17 protein-coding genes are annotated in these 19,453 nt (G+C 71.0%); 9 read left to right on the top strand and 8 right to left on the bottom strand.

Annotated elements, in window-relative coordinates:
• Window positions 1-21: 21 nt before the first annotated feature.
• From ISP_RS08585 to ISP_RS08600, 4 genes are read right to left on the bottom strand one after another with little or no spacing between them, the layout of a single operon-like run.
• Complete coding sequence (locus ISP_RS08585; RefSeq protein WP_013223491.1) at window positions 22-1,071, bottom strand: ABC transporter permease; 1,050 nt, start codon at window positions 1,069-1,071, stop codon at window positions 22-24.
• A complete protein-coding gene (locus ISP_RS08590; RefSeq protein WP_013223492.1) occupies window positions 1,068-1,832 on the bottom strand; it encodes an ATP-binding cassette domain-containing protein in 765 nt (254 codons plus the stop codon). The genes ISP_RS08585 and ISP_RS08590 overlap by 4 nt, the downstream gene beginning before the upstream one ends.
• On the bottom strand, window positions 1,829-2,866 hold the full coding sequence (locus ISP_RS08595) for a class I mannose-6-phosphate isomerase (RefSeq protein ID WP_013223493.1): 1,038 nt from the start codon (window positions 2,864-2,866) through the stop codon (window positions 1,829-1,831). Before ISP_RS08595 ends, ISP_RS08590 begins: the two co-directional genes overlap by 4 nt.
• A complete protein-coding gene (locus tag ISP_RS08600) occupies window positions 2,863-3,846 on the bottom strand; it encodes a LacI family DNA-binding transcriptional regulator (RefSeq protein WP_013223494.1) in 984 nt (327 codons plus the stop codon). Before ISP_RS08600 ends, ISP_RS08595 begins: the two co-directional genes overlap by 4 nt.
• Before the next feature lie 315 nt (window positions 3,847-4,161).
• Between ISP_RS08600 and ISP_RS08605 the strand changes: the two genes are divergently transcribed.
• The 3 genes from ISP_RS08605 to ISP_RS08615 all read left to right on the top strand — a co-directional run bounded on the left by ISP_RS08605 (window position 4,162) and on the right by ISP_RS08615 (window position 10,439).
• Window positions 4,162-7,395 carry a GH92 family glycosyl hydrolase gene (locus tag ISP_RS08605; protein ID WP_080582917.1) on the top strand — a complete coding sequence of 1,078 codons (3,234 nt, stop codon included), beginning with the start codon at window positions 4,162-4,164 and terminating at the stop codon, window positions 7,393-7,395.
• Between the two features lie 59 nt (window positions 7,396-7,454).
• Window positions 7,455-9,842 (top strand): GH92 family glycosyl hydrolase, encoded by a 2,388-nt coding sequence (locus tag ISP_RS08610; protein WP_013223496.1) that lies wholly within the window; start codon window positions 7,455-7,457, stop codon window positions 9,840-9,842.
• Window positions 9,843-10,073: 231 nt separating this feature from the next.
• Window positions 10,074-10,439, top strand: coding sequence for a DUF3817 domain-containing protein (locus ISP_RS08615; RefSeq protein WP_013223497.1), 366 nt, complete (start codon window positions 10,074-10,076; stop codon window positions 10,437-10,439).
• A gap of 83 nt (window positions 10,440-10,522) precedes the next feature.
• Here the strand turns inward: ISP_RS08615 and ISP_RS08620 are convergent, their stop codons facing one another.
• Complete coding sequence (locus ISP_RS08620; protein ID WP_013223498.1) at window positions 10,523-11,023, bottom strand: MarR family winged helix-turn-helix transcriptional regulator; 501 nt, start codon at window positions 11,021-11,023, stop codon at window positions 10,523-10,525.
• A gap of 79 nt (window positions 11,024-11,102) precedes the next feature.
• Here ISP_RS08620 and ISP_RS08625 point away from each other — a divergent pair, with 79 nt between their 5' ends.
• Entirely contained in the window at window positions 11,103-11,405 is a 303-nt protein-coding gene (locus ISP_RS08625; protein WP_013223499.1) for a thiamine-binding protein, read from the top strand.
• 96 nt (window positions 11,406-11,501) lie between these two features.
• Here ISP_RS08625 and ISP_RS08630 read toward each other — a convergent pair whose 3' ends face one another.
• Window positions 11,502-11,909: a hypothetical protein gene (locus ISP_RS08630; protein WP_013223500.1), complete on the bottom strand. Its 408-nt coding sequence runs from the start codon at window positions 11,907-11,909 to the stop codon at window positions 11,502-11,504.
• 92 nt (window positions 11,910-12,001) lie between these two features.
• On the opposite strand from ISP_RS08630, the gene ISP_RS08635 reads away from it, so the two are divergent.
• Window positions 12,002-12,973, top strand: a complete 972-nt coding sequence (locus ISP_RS08635; RefSeq protein WP_013223501.1) for a tetratricopeptide repeat protein — start codon at window positions 12,002-12,004, stop codon at window positions 12,971-12,973.
• A gap of 53 nt (window positions 12,974-13,026) precedes the next feature.
• Here ISP_RS08635 and ISP_RS08640 read toward each other — a convergent pair whose 3' ends face one another.
• A complete protein-coding gene (locus tag ISP_RS08640; RefSeq protein ID WP_034284439.1) occupies window positions 13,027-14,454 on the bottom strand; it encodes a neutral zinc metallopeptidase in 1,428 nt (475 codons plus the stop codon).
• Window positions 14,455-14,585: 131 nt separating this feature from the next.
• On the opposite strand from ISP_RS08640, the gene glgP reads away from it, so the two are divergent.
• Window positions 14,586-17,114: an alpha-glucan family phosphorylase gene (gene glgP / locus ISP_RS08645; protein ID WP_013223503.1), complete on the top strand. Its 2,529-nt coding sequence runs from the start codon at window positions 14,586-14,588 to the stop codon at window positions 17,112-17,114.
• A gap of 2 nt (window positions 17,115-17,116) precedes the next feature.
• On the opposite strand, the gene ISP_RS08650 is transcribed toward glgP, so the two are convergent.
• Complete coding sequence (locus ISP_RS08650; RefSeq protein ID WP_013223504.1) at window positions 17,117-17,311, bottom strand: hypothetical protein; 195 nt, start codon at window positions 17,309-17,311, stop codon at window positions 17,117-17,119.
• A gap of 371 nt (window positions 17,312-17,682) precedes the next feature.
• Here ISP_RS08650 and ISP_RS08655 point away from each other — a divergent pair, with 371 nt between their 5' ends.
• Genes ISP_RS08655 through ISP_RS08665 form a run of 3 tightly spaced genes read left to right on the top strand, consistent with a single transcriptional unit; the run spans window position 17,683 to window position 19,422 of the window.
• Window positions 17,683-18,468 carry a hypothetical protein gene (locus ISP_RS08655; protein ID WP_013223505.1) on the top strand — a complete coding sequence of 262 codons (786 nt, stop codon included), beginning with the start codon at window positions 17,683-17,685 and terminating at the stop codon, window positions 18,466-18,468.
• A gap of 20 nt (window positions 18,469-18,488) precedes the next feature.
• Window positions 18,489-18,812, top strand: coding sequence for a hypothetical protein (locus ISP_RS08660; protein WP_013223506.1), 324 nt, complete (start codon window positions 18,489-18,491; stop codon window positions 18,810-18,812).
• A gap of 13 nt (window positions 18,813-18,825) precedes the next feature.
• On the top strand, window positions 18,826-19,422 hold the full coding sequence (locus ISP_RS08665; protein WP_013223507.1) for a putative T7SS-secreted protein: 597 nt from the start codon (window positions 18,826-18,828) through the stop codon (window positions 19,420-19,422).
• Window positions 19,423-19,453 lie beyond the last annotated feature (31 nt).

Genomic DNA, 19,453 nt, shown 5'->3' on the forward strand with positions numbered 1-19,453 from the left:
GGGGACTGTACCTGGGGGAACTCAGCGGGAGTTGCGGCGACGGCGGCGGCGCTGGTCGAACCAGACCGCGGCGACCAGGACCCAGCTGACGATGAACATCTGCCAGAAGTCCTGGACGTGGATGATGTTGAAGCCCTTGCGCAGCACCGCGGGGATGAAGACCCCGATCACCGTGCCGAGGATCGTGCCGACGCCGCCGAAGAGGCTCGTCCCGCCCATCACGACCGCGGCGATGGCGTTGAGGTTGTCGGTGGTGTGCCCGGAGATGGTGGTCGAGTTGTAGTAGGCCAGCGAAAGGAACCCGGCGATCCCGGCGAGGAAGCCGGTCAGCGTGTACACCTTCAGCAGGTGCGCGGTGACGCCGATGCCCGCGCGCCGCGCGCCCTCGGCGTTGGAGCCGACCGCGAACGTGTACCGGCCGAACTTCGTCGTCCGCAGCAGCCACGCGCCGATCACGGTGATCACGACGGCCACGATCACGAGGTTGGGCACGACGCCGAAGGACGTGCCGTAGCCCAGGGTCTTGGTGAGTTCCGCCGGCACGGTGCGCAGGTCCGAGCCGCCGTTCAGCAGGTACGCGGTGGCCAGCGCGGCCCCCATCGTGCCGAGCGTGACGATCAGCGCCGGGATCTTGGCCACCGCGACCAGGACGCCGTTGATCACGCCCCAGATCGTGCCGGTGACCACGGCGACGACCAGCCCGACGAGGATCACGCCCCAGCCCGCTTTCGACGCGTCGCCGCCGGACAGCGCCTCCATCACCTTGCCCGCGACCATGCCCGCGAGGATCAGCACCGAACCGACCGAGAGGTCGATGCCCGAGGTGATGATCACGAACGTCATGCCGACCGACAGGATCAGCAGCACCGAGGACTCGATGAACAGCGTCTGGAAGGTGAACAGCGTCGGGAAGCTGTCCGGCGCGATCACGCTGAACATGATGACCAGCGCCAGCAGGACCAGCCCGATCCAGAACGTGTTGGCCTCGATCAGGCGTTTGCCCAGCGGCCGCTTGCCGAAGCCCGCTTCGGGTGACTCCTGGATGTCCTTCGGGGGACTGGACACGGTCACGCGGCCTCCTCTTGGACGAGCGCGCCGGTCATCGCGGCGACGAGGTCTTCGAGCTTCGTGTCCGAGCCGGTGAACCGGGCGACGCGCTTGCCGAGCCGCAGCACCTCGACGCGGTCGGCCACCGACAGCACCTCGGGCATGTTGTGGCTGATCAGCACCACGGCGATGCCCTTGTCGCGCACCTTCTTGATGACGTCGAGGACGCGCTCGCGCTGCACGACCCCCAGCGCGGCCGTCGGCTCGTCCATGAACACGACCTTCGACGCCCACACGACCGAGCGCGCCACGGCGACGCTCTGGCGCTGCCCGCCGGACAGCGAACCGATCGGGACGTCGGTGCTCTGCAGCGTCACGCCGAGGCGCTGGAACTCCTCGACGGCCTGCCGCCGCATCTCCGCCTTGTCGAGCATGCCGAGCTTGCCGAGGATGCCCTTGCGGTGGATCTCGCGGCCCAGGAAGAGATTCGCCGCCGGATCGAGCTCGGGTGCGACCGCGAGGTCCTGGTAGACGGTCTCGATGCCCAGCCGCCGCGCGGTGGTCGGCGAGTCGAAGTGGACGTCCTTCCCGTCCAGGACGATCTTCCCCGACGTCGGCTGCTCGGCGCCGGAGAGGCACTTGACCAGCGTCGACTTGCCGGCGCCGTTGTCGCCGATCAGCGCCGTCACCTCGCCCGCGCGGGCCTGGAACGACGCGCCGCGCAGGGCTTCGACGGACCCGTAGTGCTTGGTGAGGTCGATCGCGTCCAGCAGGATTTCGCTCATCCGTGCCTCTCTTCCGGCGCCGGCGGCCGGCAGCGGATCACCGTCGCCGTGCCGGACAGCTCGGTCTGGCCGGCGTCGAACGGGACGACGTAGGTGTCGCCCTTCGCCAGCGCGTGCTCGCCGCCGTGCTCGGTCCGCAACGTGCCTTCGCCGTCGAGGACGACGAGGACCGCGAACGACGGGTCGAGTGACAACGTTGTCAGCTCGTCGGTGCGCAGCTGTTCGGCGCGGAAGAACCGTTCCGAGCCACCGGCCAGGAGGTCCACGGTGGACGAGCTGTCGCCCGCCGTGCGCTTGATGATCGTGTCCAGCCGTTCGGCGTCCCAGCCCGAGGTGTCCAGTGCCTCGATGGCGGTGTCGAAGCCGAGGCCGAGGTGGCCCTTTTCCGGTGACGCGAGGAAGTCGCGCCACTCGATGGTGAGCGAGAAGTCCGTCGGCTGCTGCAGTTCGACGACGAACACGCCCTCGCCGATCGCGTGCGGCAGCCCGGCCGGGATGTAGACCGTGTCGCCTGCGGACACCGGGATGCTGTTCAGCGCGCCCAGCATGGACGGCACGTCCTGCTCGCGCGTCCACTCGGACACCGTCGCCTTCGACAGCGTCTCCTTGAAGCCCGGGTAGACGCGCGGGTCGTCGCCGTACGTGCCGACGACGATCCACGCCTCGGTCTTGCCGAAGTGGGAATCGAAGTGGCGCTTCGCGAACGTGTCGTCCGGGTGGAAGTGCACGGGCAGCCGCTGGCCCGCGTCGAGGAGCTTGACCAGCAGCCCGGTCGACGTCCCGAGCGCCTCGACGTGCTTCGCGCCGAGCCAGCCGTTCGCGTTCGCCTCGACGGCGTCGCGCAGCCAGGCACCGCCGGGGAGACGGGTGAGGCCGTTGGTCTCCTGGCCGAACATCGTGGTCGCCGAGGCGACCCAGTCCTCCGGGCCGAACTTCTTGTCCGGCGACGCGCCGCGCAGCGCCGCGATGGCGTCGCCGCCGCGGTAGAACTGCGGCGGCTGGTTGGCGGGGAGCCGGATCGGTTCGAGGGTCACGGGGCGACCTCACCGGAACCACGGGCGACGAGATGCACGGGCAGGACTACCTTTCTCGGCGGGGACTGATCTCCTTGGACGCGGGCGAAGAGCAGCTCGGCCGCGGCGTGGCCCAGTGCGCTGACGTCGTGCGCGACCACGGTGACCGGCGGGTTCAGCAGGTCCGCCAGCTCGAAGTCGTCGAACCCGACCATCGCCGGGCGGCGCTCGGCGTGCGCGAGGGCGCGCAGCAGGTGCACGGCGATCCGGTTGTTGCCCGCGATCACCGCCGTGGCCGCCTCCGGGCCGTCGAGCAGCCGCTTGACGGCGTTGCCGACGGCGTCCGGTGTCGGTGTCCCCATCGAAACCAGCGACTCGTCGTAGGAGATCCCGTTGCGCACGCAGCCCTCGCGGAACCCGCGCAGGCGCTCGGCCGCGGTGAAGATGTCCGGGCTGTCGCCGAGGAACGCGATCCGCCGGTGGCCGTGCTGCGCCAGGTGGGTGACGGCTTCGATGGTGCCGCCGAGGTTGTCCACCAGCACGGTGTCGGCCACGATGTCGCCGGCCGGCCGGTCGATGAACACCACCGGCGTGCCCGCCCGCATCTCCGGCACCAGGTAGCCGTGCTGGAGACCGGCCGGGACCACGAGGATGCCGTCGACCCGCCGCGCGCAGAACTCCAGGACGAGCTCGCGCTCGCGGTCGGAGTTCTCCTCGGACGAGCCGGTGAGCACCTGGCGCCCGAACGACGTCGCGATGCGCTCGACCGCGCGGTTCAGCTCGGAGTAGAAGGGGTTGCCGACGTCCTCGACGATCAGCCCGATGGTGCCGGTCGTGGACCCGCGGCGCAGGTTCCGGGCGCCCAGGTTGCGCCGGAACCCCAGCTGCTCGATGGCCGCCATGACCCGCTCGGCGGTGTCGGGGTGCACCGCCGGTTCGTCGTTGACCACGCGCGAGACGGTCTTGATGCTCACGCCCGCCAGCCGGGCCACGTCGCTCATCGTGGCTCGCCTGCTCGCGGTGCGCGTGCTGCCGTCCCGATCCCGGCCGAGAGGAGACAACGTTGTCATAGTGACGGGGATTGAACGCCACGCCCCCGGTGCTTGTCAACGCCTGACGCGCTGATTGTGCCGATTCGGCTACCGACGGCGTAGGACAGACGGCTGATCACCCTGTCCGGAAGTGGACAGGTCTTGACGTGTCCCTTGACTGTCTGGTGAGCCGCTGCCCAAGGTGGCCCGGTTCGACCGACTGCGCGACAAGGTTGTCATGGCACCGTTTCCGCGTCGCGCTGATGAGGTGGAGAGGCGATGGCAATGGCGCGAGCGCGCTTCAGAGCCGGTTTAACTTTCCTGACCCTGGCGGTGACCGCAGCGGTGGCTCCCGCTGTGCCCGCCGCGGCGGCTACGAGTACGGATTACGCGAAGTGGGTCAACCCCTTCGTGGGCACCCGGCCCGGCGGGGCCGACCACGGCACCGGGGGCGGTGCGGGCAACACGTTCCCGGGCGCGGTCGCGCCGTTCGGCATGGTCCAGTGGAGCCCGGACACGGTGAAGTCCCAGCCCGGCGGCTACTTCTACGACGACAACGCCCTGACCGGGTTCAGCCTGACGCACCTGTCCGGCGCGGGCTGTTCGACCTACCAGGACATCCCGTTCATCCCGTACGTCGGTGAAGTGACGACCTCCCCGGCGACCGACCCGGCCCACTACACGTCGAAGTTCTCGCACGCGAACGAGCACGCGACCGCGGGCGCCTACGACGTCACCCTCGACAGCGGCGCGAAGGTCGAGCTCAGCGCGACCCAGCGCACCGGCTCGGCGCGGCTGACCTACCCGGCCGGGGCGTCCTCGACCCTGCTGGTCAACACCTCCGGCTCGGTCAACGGCACCGACGACGCGTCCATCACCATCGGCAAGGACAGCATCAGCGGCTGGGCCACGAGCGGCCGCTTCTGCGGTGCGCGCAACAGCTACCGCGTCTACTTCTCGGCCAAGTTCGACACGCCGTTCGCGTCCATCGGCACGTGGAAGAACGGCGCCGTCACGCCGAACAAGGCGGCCGAAACGGGCGGGGCCAAGGCGAAGGTCGCGCAGCCCAACGGCGTGAACGCCTCGATCGCGCGCCCGGCCAAGGCCGCGCCGCAGAACACCACCGTCAGCGGCCCGGGCAGCGGCGGGTACGTCACCTTCGCCAACCTCAACGGCGCGCAGGTGAACGTCCAGGTCGGACTGTCCTTTGTGTCCGTCGACGGTGCGAAGGCCAACCTCAAGGCGGAGAACACCGGGAAGTCGTTCGACACCGTGGCGGCGGGCGCGCGCAAGGCGTGGAACGCCCAGCTCGGCAAGATCGCCGTCTCCGGCGGCTCGGACGCCGACCAGACCACGTTCTACACCTCGCTGTACCACTCGCTGATCCAGCCGAACGTGTTCTCCGACGTCAACGGCCAGTACCCGGGCTTCGACGGCCGGATCCACACCGCCGACGGTGCTCGATCCGGCCATGCCATGTACACGAACTTCTCCGGCTGGGACATCTACCGCTCGGAGACCCCGCTGCTCGCGACGATCGCGCCGAAGGAGACCTCGGACATCGTCCGGTCGATGATGGCCTACGCCGAGCAGGGCGGCTCGTGGGACCGCTGGACGGTCGCCAACGACTACACGGGCGTCATGAACGGCGACCCGTACCACATCATCGTGTCCAGCGCGTATGCGTTCGGCGCGCGGGACTTCGACGCCCAGAAGGCGTTGCTGCTCATGATCAAGGGCGCCACCCAGCCGACTCAGGGCTACACCGAGCGGCCGGGTCTCGAGGACTACCAGAACCTCGGGTACGTCCCGGGCGCCGGCGCCGACACGCTGGAGTACACCAGCGCGGACTTCGCCATCGCCCAGTTCGCCAAGCGGATCGGCGACTCCGCGACGTACACGACGTTCATGAAGCGGGCCCAGAACTGGCAGAACCTCTACAACCCGGGCACCGGCCACCTCCAGCCGCGCAACGCCGACGGCTCCTTCGCCGGCACCTACGACCCGGCCAGCTCGCAGGGCTGGGTCGAGGGCAACGGCGCCCAGTACGACTGGATGGTGCCCTACGACCTCGGCGGCCTCGTGACGGCGTTCGGCGGCAACACCGCCGTCCAGTCGCGGCTGGACACCTTCTTCACGCAGCTCAACGCGGGCACGCAGCTGCCGTACGCGTTCATGGGCAACGAGCCGAACTCGAACGCCCCGTGGGTGTACTCCTACGCGGGCGCGCCGGCCAAGACGCAGTCGATCGTCCGGCGTTCGATGAACGAGCTGTACAACCCGCGTCCGGAAGGCCTGATCGGCAACGACGACCTCGGCCAGATGTCGTCCTGGTACGTCTGGGCCGCGCTCGGCATCTACCCGGAGATCCCGGGCCGCGCCGAGTTCGTGCTCAACACGCCGCTGTTCCCGAAGGCGGTGCTGACCACCGGCGCGGGCAAGAAGATCACCGTCACGACGTCGGGCACCGGTGACTACATCGCGGGCCTGAAGGTCAACGGCGGCGACGCGGCGAAGGCGTGGATGCCGGAGGCACTCGTCTCGACCGGCGGGAACCTGGACTACACGCTGTCGGCGACGCCGACCGCGTGGGGCAGCGCACCGGCCGACGCCCCGCCGTCCTTCCGCGACCAGGAGAAGCCGAGCCTGTCGTTCGTCAACCCGGCGCGCGCGGTGACGCCGGCGGGGTCGACGTCCAAGGTCTCGGTGGGGGTCCAGGACCTCTCCGGCACCGCCCGGAGCTGGACGTACTCCGCGGGCAGCGTCGACGGGATCACGCTGGCCCCGGCGGCCGGCAGCATCGCGGTGCCCGCTGCGGGCAAGGCCCAGGCCGAGCTCACGGTCAGCGTCCCGGCCGGGCTGGCCGACGGCGCCCGGCGCATCCCGGTGACGTTCTCCGCGCCCGGCGTGGCCTCTTCGCAGGCCGTGCTGACCGTGCTCGTGGCCCAGCCGAACAGCTGGCTGGCCACGGTGAACAACGCCGGCATCTCGCCGGACGCGAAGCCCGCCGCGGCGAACTTCGACGGCGGCGGCTGGAGCTACTCGGCCGACGCGCTGGCCGCGGCCGGGGCCGCCCCGGGCGCGACGGTCACCAGTGACGGGCTCAAGTTCACCTGGCCGTCGTTCCCGGCCGGGGACCCGGACAACGTGATCGCTTCGGGCCAGACGGTGAACGTGAGCGGTTCCGGACGCCTGGCGCTGCTCGGCTCGGCGTCGAACGGCAACGCGTCGGGCACGCTGACCGTCACCTACACCGACGGCAGCAAGTCCACCGCCACCATCGGGTTCTCCGACTGGACCCTCGGCGGCGGCGGCGCGCAGCCGTCGTTCGGCAACCGGATCGTGCTGTCCACCCCGTACCGCAACGCTTCGGGCGGCGACCCGCAGCAGATCCGCACGATGGTGTTCGGCACCAACCCGATCACCCTCGACGCGGGCAAGACGGTGGCGAGCGTGACGCTGCCGTCGAACGTCAGCGGCGGTGCCCTGCACGTCTTCGCGATCGCCGTCGGCGCGTGACGATCCATCCCGGAAAGGCCGCCCGCGTGGGCGGCCTTTCCCTTTTTCCGGAGGCTGGTTTGGTGAAGAGCAAGGTACTGGCGGGCGCGCTGGCGCTCGCCGTGGTGGCGACGGGGGTGAGTCCGGCCGTCGCCTCGGCGTCCGGCGGGGACGCCCTCGACGCCGTCAACACGTTCATCGGCACGCAGGACGAGGGCAACACGTTCCCGGGCGCCTCGGCGCCGTTCGGGATGACGCAGGTCAGCCCGATCACCTCGCACTACGCGGGCTACCGCTACACCGACACCGCGATCCGCGGGTTCGGGCACTTCTTCCTCTCCGGCGCGGGCTGCTGGGAGCAGGGCGGCCTGGTCTCTACGCTGCCGACGACCGGGGAGGTGGGGCCGGGCAAGGCGTTCGACACGGCGAAAGCGGCCACTTTCGACCAGAAGCAGTACGCCTCGCCGTTCACCCACGACGGCGAAGTGGGGAAGCCCGGCTACTACAAGGTGCACCTGACCGGCTACGGCGGCGTCGACGTCGAGACGACCGCGGCGACGAGGGCCGGTGTCGAGCGGTACACGTTCGCGAAGCCGGGTGATGCCAACGTCTTCGTCAACGTCGGGCAGGCGAATGACAAGGAACCGGTGACGGGCAGCAGCATCCGCGTCGTCGACGACCGGACCGTCGAGGGCACCGTGGAGTCGCAGGCGTTCTGCGGCGGCAAGGCGTACACGACGTACTTCACCACGAAGTTCGACAAGCCGTTCACGGCGTTCGGCACGTGGTCGCCGACCGGCGGCACGCCCGGCTCCCGCGCCTCCGAAGGCGGTGCGGGCCTGCGCGGCGCGTGGCTGACCTTCGCCGGCGGCGGGCAGGTCACCGCGACCACCGCGATCTCCCAGGTGGACGCGGCCGGCGCGCGGGGCAACCTGGCCTCGGAGCACATCCGGTCGTTCGACGCGGCCAAGGCCGACGTGCAGCGCGCCTGGCGCCGCGAGCTGTCCACTGTGGACATCAAGGGCGGCACGCCGGACGACCGCACGGTGTTCTACACCTCGCTCTACCACGCGTTGCTGCAGCCGCTGACGGCGAACGACGCCGACGGCCGCTACTACGGCTTCGACAAGAAGATCCACCGCGCGGTCGGCTGGACCTACTACGACTTCTTCTCGCTGTGGGACACCTACCGCTCGCAGAACCAGCTCCTGGCGCTGCTGCGGCCGAGCCGGGCGAGGGACATCGCGAAGAGCATCCTGGCCATCCACGACCAGGGCGGCTGGCTGCCGCGGTGGGCGTACGCGAGCCAGGAGACGAACACGATGACCGGCGACCCGGTCACGCCCTTCCTCGTCGACCTCTGGCGCTTCGGCGCCTTGTCGGGCGAGGAGATGCACGCCTACCAGGCCCTGCTGCAGAACTCGCGCGAGATCCCGCCCGCCGCGTCGCCGTTCCAGGGCCGCTCGGGCAACGCGAGCTACCAGAAGGACGGGTTCGTCCAGTACGACCCGGACTTCCCGAAGAAGGGCCAGGACACCGACCCGAACCACGGCGCTTCGGCCACCCTGGAGTACGCGCTCGGTGACTGTTCGCTCTCGGTCATGGCGGCCGCGCTCGGCAAGAAGGACGACGCGGCGGCGCTGGCCGCGAAGGGCCGGACCTACCGGACGCTGTGGGATGCCACCCAAGCCGACCGGGGCTTCACCGGCTTCTTCCGGCCGAAGGTCCTCGGCGGTGCGTGGTTCTCGCCGGCCGACAAGCCGTACAGCCCGCAGAGCCAGGACGGCTTCCACGAGGGCACGGCCTGGCAGTACCAGTGGCTCGTGCAGCAGGACGTGCCGGGCCTGGTGCAGCGGATGGGCGGCCCGGCGGCCACCGGCAAGCGCCTCGACGACTTCTTCGCCTACGACGAACTGGTGAAGGACCCGGCGACGGCGGTGCGCGAGAACTGGGTCGTCGGCCCGTACGACTACTACGACCAGTTCCGCTACAACCCCAACAACGAGCCGGACCTGCACTCGCCGTGGATGTACGCGCTCGCCGGGCAGCCGTCGAAGACGTCGACGGTCGTGCGGGCGGCGCACACGTTGTTCACGAACGCGCCCAACGGCGTCACCGGGAACGACGACCTGGGCACCATGTCGGCCTGGTACGTCTTCAGCGCGCTCGGGCTCTACCCCGCCGTCCCAGGTACCGGGAATTTCGTGCTGAACGCGCCGCGGTTCGCGAAGTCCGTGCTGCACCTGGAGAACGGGCGCGACGTCACGATCAAGGCGCCCGGTGCGGACGGCTCGAAGCTGCAGTACGTCTCGGGGCTGAAGGTCGGCTCGACGCCGAGTGACCGCGTGTACGTCAACGTGGACCAGCTGAAGCGCGGGACGACGCTGGACTTCGGGCTCACCACGGACGCGACGGCGAAGTGGGGGACGTCACCTTCGTCCGCCCCGGCTTCGCCCTGCGCGGGGTAGCCGTCCGACGCTCACGGCCGTGGTCCAGACCACTGTGGACCACGGCCGTGAGCAGGGTCACGGGCCCCGGTGTTCCGGTGAGCGCCGTCACGCCTCACACTGGGTATCAGCACGTCCGACAGCGCCGTTGACGTCCACAGGCAGTCCGCCTTGGACGGTGTGTCGGACGGCTTTTTTGTGCGCACAGCTTGATGCCATGAACAACGTGGTGAGACCCCACAGGAGGAAGAAGTGTCCAGCAAGGCCGCTCTAGTTTTCCGCGTGGCCGCAGTCGCCGAAGCCCTTTCCTGGGCGGCGCTGCTTGTCGGGATGTTCCTCAAGTACGTCGTCCACTCCTCTCACGAGGGCGGCGTGCCCGTCCTCGGCATGGTGCACGGCGTGATCTTCGTCCTCTACGTGGTCGTCTCCCTGTCCGTCGCGAAGCCGCTCGGCTGGCGCCCGAAGACGCTGGTCCTGGCGCTGCTCGCGAGCATCCCGCCGCTGTTCACGTGGCTGTTCGAGAAGTGGGCGCTGCGCAACGGCAAGCTCGACGGCCCGCAGCGGCTGTCCCACGGCGGTGTCGGCCTGTTCCAGGTGAAGGAACCCGTCGCCGCCTGATTCCCAGAACGTGAGAAAGGCCCGCGCTTCCGGCGCGGGCCTTTTCTCTTGCGTTCGCGTGTGGACGGTCCGCGTCCGGACACTTACTCGCTGAAGTCCCCGGCGGCGCGGCGCACCTTGGTCAGCAGGTCCGTCAGCTGCTCGGTCTGCCGCTCGGTCAGCCCGCTCAGCCCGAAGTCGATCGCGGTGACGGCCTCGGTCGCGGCCTCGCGGCGCGCCCGGCCCTCGGTGGTGATCTCCACCAGCGTGGTGCGGCGGTCCGTCGGGTGCGGGACCCGCTTGACGAGCCCGTCGCGCTCCAGGCGGTCCACTATGTTGGTGACACTGGTGGGGTGCAGCTGGAGCCGCTCGCCCATCACCCGCATCGGCAGGCTGGCGCTGCGGGCGAAGGTGAGCAGCACCAGTGCTTCGTACCGGGCGAAGGTCAAGCCGTGCGGCTTGAGCGCGCCGTCCACCGCGGACTGGATGATCTGCTGGACCCGCATCACCCCGGTCACCGCGGCCATGGTCCCGGAGGGCCCGATCCGGTCCTCCCAGATCCGGGCCGCGCGGGCGATCGGGTCGAACGGCAGCGGACGGTTCATGACACGCGAAGTTACCAGCGGGTACCGGCGGGTGTCGCACGACTGGCGGAAATGACCACCGAAGAAGGGACTTCCGAGCATGATCGTCGCGTTCAGCGTGAGCCCGTCCGGCGGGGACCCCGACGGCGGGGTGAGCGAGGCCGTGGCCCGCGCGGTGAAGGTCGTCCGCGAGTCCGGGCTGCCCAACTCGACCAACGCGATGTTCACCAACATCGAGGGCGAGTGGGACGAGGTGATGGACGTCGTCAAGCGCGCGGTCGAGGCCGCGGGGGCGGGCTCGGCGCGCGTCGGCCTGGTCCTGAAAGCGGACATCCGGCCCGGCTTCGAAGGCCAGCTCGAGGCCAAGGTGGACCGCGTCGAAGCCCACCTCCGCGAGTCCTGACGTACCGGAACGGCCTGCTCGCGTATCCCACCGGTCGGCTCGCGCACCGGAACGGTCGGCTCACCGTCCGACTCTCCGGGTAAGCGTGCCGGCTGTTCAGGGGAGGGGCGGGGTGAAGGCGATCGTCCAGCGGCCGTCCTCGCTCGTCACCGTCAGCGGGTAGCTGAACGGCTGACCGTCGCCGAGGGCGCCGGAGACCGTCGCGCGGGTCGGGGCGGCCGCGTCCGGGCCCAGGTCCACGTGCACGGCGTGGACCCCGCGGTCGGCCAGCACCGAGACGTAGTCCTTCGCGAAGTCGCCGCCGCCCGAGCCCGGGTAGTCGAGGAGGTCGGCGAAGGCGTCCGCGTCGTGGCCGGAGAGCGCCGAGGCGAGCCGGTCGCGCAGCTCGGCGGGGGTGGCCGCGCCCGGGTCCGGCTGGTGCACGATGAGCAGCGTCACCGCGCCGATCCAGACGAGGGCGGCCGCGACCGACAGGCCCACCTTCACGTCTCGCCGGATGTGCACCCGGCCGAGCCTGCCCCAGCGGTGCCGTCCTGCCAAGCGGACGGGCCCGGGGACCCGTGAAACTTCTCCGGCGCGCGTGCCAGGATGGAAGCGTGACACAACCACGCGGATCTGCAGCGAAGTCAGCGGCCCTGTCCGCCGCCCTCTCCGGCGCGGTCGACCTGTCCGCGCTCAAGGCCCGCGCCGAAGCGGCGCAACGGCAGCCGGCCCCGCCCGCCGGCCCGGCCGGTGGCGACGGGCCGCCGCGGCCCGCCTCGGGCGATGCCGTGATCGATGTCACCGAGGCCACCTTCCAGGCCGAGGTCGTGGAACGGTCCCTGCACCAGCTCGTGGTCGTCGACCTGTGGGCCGAGTGGTGCGGCCCGTGCAAGCAGCTGTCCCCGGTCCTGGAGCGGATGGCCGCCGAGTCCGGTGGCGCGTGGGTCGTGGCGAAGGTCGACGTCGACGCCAACCCGCGGATCGCGCAGTTGTTTGGCGCGCAGTCCATCCCGACGATCGTCGCGATCGCCGGCGGCCAGCCGGTTGACGCCTTCTCCGGCGCGCTTCCCGAGCCCGAGATCCGCAAGTGGATCAACGCGCTCCTGGACGCCTTGCGCGACAAGCTGCCGGGCATCCGCGACGCGGAGGCGGCCGGCGGCCCGGTCGAGGAGCCGGAGGACCCGCGCTTCACCGAGGCGGAAGAGGCCTTCGAGCGGGGCGACTTCGCGGCCGCGCAGGCCGCGTACGAGCGCATCCTCGACGTCGAACCGGCGAACGAGCTGGCGAAGAACGCCCTGGCCCAGGTCAAGTTCACCGCCCGCGCCGAAAGCGCCGACCCGGACGCGCGCGCCAAAGCGGACGCGGACCCGTCGGACCTGGCGGCCCAGCTCGACGCGGCCGACCTGGACATCGCCGAGAACGACGTCGAGGCGGGCTTCAAGCGCCTGATCGACGCGGTCCGCCGCACGGCGGGCGAGGACCGCAACCGGGTCCGCGAGCACCTGGTGGCCCTGTTCGACCTGTTCGACCCGGCCGACGACCGGGTGATGAAGGCCCGCCGCGACTTGGCGAGCGCTCTGTTCTAGCCGCCACGAAAAAGGGCCCCCACCGCGCGGTGGGGGCCCTTTTCACGGAGTGCTCAGGCGTACTGCTTCGAGCAGACCGGCGAGCCTTCGAGGTACCCGCGACGCAGTGCCTCGACCCGGTCGAAACCGCTGTCCGGGCGCTTGCCGTTGACGTCCGCGGACACCAGGCTCTCCGGCTGCAGCAGGTCCGCGATGGCCTCGTCGAGGTCGCCCGCCGACAGCCGCAGGTCGCCCGGGCGGTTGGTGAACGCGGCCCAGGCGCCGACCAGGCAGGCCGTGCGCAGGCCCGCGTTCGCGTTGTCGATCGACGCGCCGACGCCCTTCTGGATGCCCAGCGCGTAGCGGGCCGCGACCTCCGAGAACGCCGCGAAGTCACCCATCCCGCCCGGGTCCTCGCCCTTCATCTCGGCGTCGCGGTCGATCGGCTGGGCGAGCTGGGCCAGCTTGGCCAGGTCGATGCTCACGGTGTTGTCGGCCGGGCAGTACGACGCCGGCGGCGTGGTCTGGCAGCTGCCGCCGTCGGAGATCTCCGGCGCGGCCACCCCGGCGCCCTTGAACGCCTCGTCGAGGCTCTTCTTCAGCAGCGCGACGGTCTGCGCGGTGAACTTCGCGTCGCCCTTGCCCTGATCGCCCTTGTCGAACGGGCGCTCGGTGAGCCGGGCCTTGACGTTGGCGGCCGTCATCGCCGCGCATTCCTTGGGGCCCTTCTCGAACCCGGCCTGGAAGGCGAACGTGCGGTCGAACGCCGTGCCGTGCGCGCCCTTGTCGGCGGCGCTGGTGCCGGCCTGGTCGCGGATCAGGAACATCGACGCCATCACCTGGTTCAGGCCTTCGGACGTCGAGACGCGGTAGTACTTGCTCTTGTCCTCGGCAACCCAGCGGAAGTAGCCGCCGGCGAAGCAGTCGGCCTGCTGCTCCTTGACCACGGTCGGGGTGTTCTCGGCGATCCCCGCCTTGTCGCCGAGCCGGTACTGGACGGCGTGGCCGAACTCGTGCGCGAGCACCACGACCACCGACATCGGGCCGAACCGCTGGCGCAGCATCGGCAGCAGCACGCCGCGGTCCCACGCCACCGAGTCGTCGACCGGGCAGTAGAACGCGTTCACGAGCTTCTTCACGCTGCCGCAGCCGGTCTTCTCGGTGTCGGTCTGCGCGTCGTAGGACAGCAGGGACTTGACCGGCTCGAACTGCTTGCCGAAGTTCGACGGCAGCATCTCGCCCCAATAGGTCTGGACGTCGTCGATCGCGGCGGTGGCGAGCTTGTCGTCTTCGCCGCCTCGGGCGTTGCGGACGTTCAGGCTCGGCGTCGGCGCGTCCGGCTTGAGGCCGCTCTCGAAGTGCGTCACCGGCAGCCCGGCGACGGCGCCCGCGCCGGTGTCCTCGATCGGCCCCGAACCGCCCTTGCCGGCGCACCCGCTCACGGCGACCGCCGCGACCGCGAGCAGCGCGACCAGCGCGCGCCGTCCTCCCCCTGGGATCATCTGTTCCACTCGCTCTCGTGCCCACCCGTACGGATGCGCAGGACCCTACCCAGGGCATTCGCGGGCCGCGCACGTTATCCCCGAAGTCCTCCCTGCGCAGGGGAGCCCGCGGCCCGATATCGTCGCTTCCCATGCGTGCAGTCCGCCGGTTCACCGTCCGCGCCAGCCTCCCGGATTCCCTGTCCGGCCTGGGCGCGCTGGCCACCAACCTGCGCTGGACGTGGCACCCGCCGACGCGCGACCTGTTCGCGTCGATGGACGCCGAGCTCTTCAACGCCGTGCGCGACCCGCTGCGGATGCTCACCGCGCTGCCGCCGGCGCGGCTCGACGAGCTCGCCGTCGACGACAGCTTCCTCGCGCGCGCCCGTGCCGCGGCCGAGGACCTGGAGAAGTACCTGTCGGAGCCGCGCTGGTACCAGCGCCGGGAAGACGACGGCCTGCCGTCCGCGGTCGCCTACTTCTCGATGGAGTTCGGAGTCACCGAAGCGCTGCCGAACTACTCCGGCGGCCTGGGCGTGCTGGCCGGCGACCACCTCAAGGCCGCGTCCGACCTGGGCGTGCCGATGGTCGGCGTCGGGCTGCTCTACCGCAACGGCTACTTCCGGCAGTCGCTGTCGCTCGACGGCTGGCAGGTCGAGCACTACCCGGTGATCGACCCGAACGCCTTCCCGCTGGAGCTGCTGACGGTGGGCGGGCGGCCGGTGCTGATCGGCGTCGCGATGCCGGGCGGGCGCGAGCTGTGCGCGCAGATCTGGCAGGCCCGCGTCGGGCGCGTGCCCCTGCTGCTGCTCGACACCGACACCGAGGCCAACGACGAAGACCTGCGCGGCGTCACCGACCGGCTCTACGGCGGCGACGCCGACCACCGGCTGCGGCAGGAGATCCTGGCCGGCATCGGCGGGTTCCGCGCGGTGCGGAAGTACTGCGAGATCACCGGGCACCCGCAGCCGATGGTGTTCCACACGAACGAGGGGCACGCGGGCTTCCTGGGGCTGGAGCGCGCGCGAGAGATCGTCCAGGCCGACGGCCTCGCGTTCGACGAGGCCATGCCCGCGGTCCGCGCCGGGACGCTGTTCACCACGCACACGCCGGTCAGCGCGGGCATCGACCGGTTCCCGGTGGACCTGGTGCAGCGCTACTTCGCCGACGGCCGCCTGGTGCCCGACATCGACCCGCGGCGCGTGCTCGCGCTCGGCGCCGAAGACAACCCCGGCCTGTTCAACATGGCGCACATGGGCCTGCGGCTGGCCCAGCGCGCGAACGGCGTCTCTCAGCTGCACGGACGCGTCACGCGCAAGATGTTCTCCCGGCTGTGGCCCGGGTTCGACCACGACGAGGTGCCCATCTCGTCGGTGACGAACGGCGTGCACGGCCCGACGTGGGTGGCGCGCGAGCTGAGCACGCTGCTCGGCCGCGAATGGGGCCTCGACGTCGGCGAGGGGCCGCTGCGCGACGGCGTCTCCGACGCCCAGCTGTGGGAGCTGCGGCGCGAGCTGCGCGAAAAGCTGGTGCACGAGGTGCGGCGCCGGGTGCGCGCGGCGTGGCTGCAGCGCGGCGCTTCCCCGCTGGAGCTGGGCTGGGTCGACTCGGTCTTCGACCCCGACGTGCTGACCGTCGGGTTCGCCCGCCGCGTCCCGACGTACAAGCGGCTGACGCTGATGCTGCGCGACCCCGACCGGCTGCGGACGCTGCTGCTGCACGAACAGCGGCCGATCCAGGTCGTCGTCGCCGGCAAGTCGCACCCGGCCGACGAGAACGGCAAGCAGCTGATCCAGCAGATCGTCCGGTTCGTCGACGGCGCGGACGTGCGGCACCGGATCGTCTTCCTGCCCGACTACGACATGTCGATGGCCCGCTACCTCTACCGCGGCTGCGACGTCTGGCTGAACAACCCCGTGCGGCCGCTGGAGGCGTGCGGGACGTCGGGGATGAAGTCGGCGTTGAACGGCGGCTTGAACCTGTCCATCCGCGACGGCTGGTGGGACGAGTGCTACGACGGCAGCAACGGCTGGGCGATCCCCACCGCCGACGGCGTTGCCGACCCGCTGCGCCGCGACGACCTCGAGGCCGCGGCGCTGTACGAGCTGCTCGGCCAGCAGATCGCGCCGCTGTTCTACGACCGCTCGCCCGACGGCGTGCCCACGGGCTGGCTGTCGATGGTGTGGCACACGCTGGAAACGCTCGGCCCGCGGGTGCAGGCGTCCCGGATGGTCCGTGAGTACGTCGACAACGGTTACCTGCCGGCCGCCCGCACGGTCGCCGCGGCCACCGGTGACGGCTACCGCGGCGCGCTGTCGCTGGCGGACTACCGCACGAAGCTCGAGGTGTCGTGGCCGCGGCTGCGCATCTTCGACTCGGAGCTGCTGGTCGAGGCGACCGAGCCCCTGGTGGTGGGCACCGAGGTGACGATCCGGGCCCGCATCGACCTGGCCGGCCTCGATCCGTCCGAAGTGGACATCCAGGCGGTGGTCGGCCGGGTGGGCGACGACGACGAGCTGCGCGACCCGGTGACGGTCCCGATGACCGGCGACGGAGTCGGGGCGTTCGCGGCCCGCGTGAAGCTGCCGCGGCCGGGCTCGATCGGGTACACCGTCCGGGTGCTGCCGAGGCACGGCCTGCTGGCGACCCCGGCCGAGCTGGCGCGGGTCGTCCTGGCCTGAGGTCACCAGCCACGTCCGCGCGGCGGTGGCGGCAGCACCGGCCGGGTGTGGCAGGCGTACTCGACGGCCCGCAGCCGGGCATCGAGCTCGGCGATCCGGTGGCCGGCTTCCTTCTGCCGCGGCAGCCACGCCGTCAGGCGCGCCGTCGTCAGGCTGCCGACCAGGAAGGCCAAAATCGCGATCAAGATCGGTTCCACTGTGGTCCTCCCGTTGTCGACCGGCCCGTCGGGAATGAGCCGTCGAAATCAACGTACGGGTGTTGATCGATTCGCGGTGCGCTGATCTGCGATTTCGCCATAAAAAAGTCAAGGACGACCGTACGGTTTGCGGACCGGTGAACGCCTTTGTCGACTTCGTGGCGGGAAGCGGGCGGGAAAGTGTCACAAATCTGTCCACAATCTGGCAAAAGCGCTGGTGGGGAACGACTTGCGCAGGTGACACGCGAAAGCAATGACCTTGCCTTGCCCGATCGGCTGTCCTTTATGATGCTGCTCCATTCTGGTGGCGGCAGGGGAGGACGATGACCGGGCAGGTCCGGCCGGCGGGGGGAATCGAACCCGCTGCTCGCGTGCGCGTCGAGAATGCGGTGGGCAAGCTGCACAAGAATGCGGGTGTCCGGGTTCCCGGCCTCCGCGAAGCGCTCGGTCCCGAACTGCGGGAATTCTGGGGTGTCCGGGACACCGATCCCGCGCAGCGCGTCTGTGCCGTCGTCTACCTGCGCTTGATGGAAGTGCTCCGGTCGATGGTCGAGCCCGAGCCGAAGCTGGAGCGGCTCGTGCACGTGGCCTACAACATCGAGCCGGTGCCGCTGGACCGGAACCTGGCGGCCCGCCTGGAGAACTTGCTCGGCCGTTCGGCCCGCAGCTTCCAGCGCGATCTCCGGCCGTTCCGGGACGAGCTGTTCGTCAGCCTCCGGACCGCCAAGCGACCGCTCGCCGAGCCCGACATCCGGGAGGCGGAGAGCCGGTTCGCGGGTGGCGTCCGGACCGTCCCCGGCAGCCCCATCGAGAGCTTCCACCTGGACTCGGCCGCGGTCGTCCGGTGGTTCCTGGACCGGCTCTGGTGCGCGCCGGCCGACGCCGGTCACGAGCCCATCGTCGTCGACCTCGGCGCGCGGGGCGCTTGGCTGTGCGTCTTCGGCGACCAGGGTGCGCTGGAGGAGTACCGCGGCACCGTCGGATGCCCGTGGCCCCTGTCCCGCAGCGGCACCGGGCGGGAGCTGGCCAGGACGGCCCACCGCGCGGCCGCCGGGCTGCTCGTCAACCCCAGCAGCAGCCGGGGAACCGGGGCCGAGCGCGCCTTTTCACTCCCGCTGTCGCTGCTCGCCGAGCTGGTGCGCGGCTTCCCGAACTGACCCAGGAGGACGGTCCCCCGATGAACGGCTTCGAAGCCGATCCCGTGCTGCTCGGCGCCGCCGGTCGCCGGTTCGGCGCACTGGCGGCCGAGTCCGCGGCGTGCCCCGAGCTGCGGTACGCGGCCAAGGCCGAGCACGCCGGTGACGTGCTGCTCGCCGGCGCCCTCGGCGAACTCCAGGACGCCTCCACGCGCGCCGCCGGGCTGCTGCTCGGCGACGCGCGCGAGCTCGGTGCGCGCCTCGAGCAGGCCGCGCGGCTCTATGCCGCACACGACGCCGACGTCCACGACGCGGTCGGCCTGATCGGTGCGCCGGAGCCGTCCGGCCCGGCCGGGCTCGGCTGAGCGGGCGGTCGACGTGACCTGGGATCCCGGCACGGTCAACCTGCTCCGGGGCGAGGCGGCCCGGCTCGGCGCGCTGGCACGGATGTTCGACGAGCTGGACACCGAGCTGCGGCTGCTCCTCCCGGAAGGCTGGGCGGGGGCCGCGCACGAGGCGTTCACCGAAACGCGGGGACGCGTGGCGAGGCAGCTGCGCTCGGCCGCGGACGCCCACCACCAGGCGTCCCGGGCGCTGGACGACTACGCCGAGACCCTGGCGGAGCTGGGCGAACGACGCCGGCACGAGCCGCTGTCGGACGGCTTGGCCCGGCTGGAGGTCCAGCGGGTCGAAGCGGCCGGGGTGGCGGAAGCCGCCTGCCGGGAGGCGTCCGCCGAACTCGCCGCACTGCGGCCGGTGCTGCCCGGGCACGCCGAGGCGGCGGCCGCGCCGGTCCCGGCCGCCGGCGGGCCCCCGCTGCTGACGCCGCCACCGGTCCGGGGCGGCGGGACGGCCCCGGGGCCGGAGCCCGGGGAGCCGGTCGACCCGCGGCTCGGTGACGTCGATCGCGTGGGGTACCGCGGCCACCTGCAGGATCTCTGCGACGCGGTGCTCGACCACCTCGCCGGCGGCTGATGCGCGGCTGCTCCGGCCGGGAAATCACGGC

Origin of the sequence: Amycolatopsis mediterranei (assembly GCF_026017845.1) — a bacterium.
In the GTDB taxonomy this organism is placed as follows: domain Bacteria; phylum Actinomycetota; class Actinomycetes; order Mycobacteriales; family Pseudonocardiaceae; genus Amycolatopsis; species Amycolatopsis mediterranei.

What these genes read in the sequence shown, in the direction of transcription:
- ISP_RS08590 (WP_013223492.1), bottom strand. Translation starts at nt 1,832, where the DNA reads ATGAGCGAAATCCTGCTGGACGCGATCGACCTCACCAAGCACTACGGG.
- ISP_RS08600 (WP_013223494.1), bottom strand. Translation starts at nt 3,846, where the DNA reads ATGAGCGACGTGGCCCGGCTGGCGGGCGTGAGCATCAAGACCGTCTCG.
- ISP_RS08605 (WP_080582917.1), top strand. Translation starts at nt 4,162, where the DNA reads ATGGCGCGAGCGCGCTTCAGAGCCGGTTTAACTTTCCTGACCCTGGCG.
- ISP_RS08620 (WP_013223498.1), bottom strand. Translation starts at nt 11,023, where the DNA reads ATGAACCGTCCGCTGCCGTTCGACCCGATCGCCCGCGCGGCCCGGATC.
- ISP_RS08625 (WP_013223499.1), top strand. Translation starts at nt 11,103, where the DNA reads ATGATCGTCGCGTTCAGCGTGAGCCCGTCCGGCGGGGACCCCGACGGC.
- ISP_RS08640 (WP_034284439.1), bottom strand. Translation starts at nt 14,454, where the DNA reads ATGATCCCAGGGGGAGGACGGCGCGCGCTGGTCGCGCTGCTCGCGGTC.
- glgP (WP_013223503.1), top strand. Translation starts at nt 14,586, where the DNA reads ATGCGTGCAGTCCGCCGGTTCACCGTCCGCGCCAGCCTCCCGGATTCC.
- ISP_RS08660 (WP_013223506.1), top strand. Translation starts at nt 18,489, where the DNA reads ATGAACGGCTTCGAAGCCGATCCCGTGCTGCTCGGCGCCGCCGGTCGC.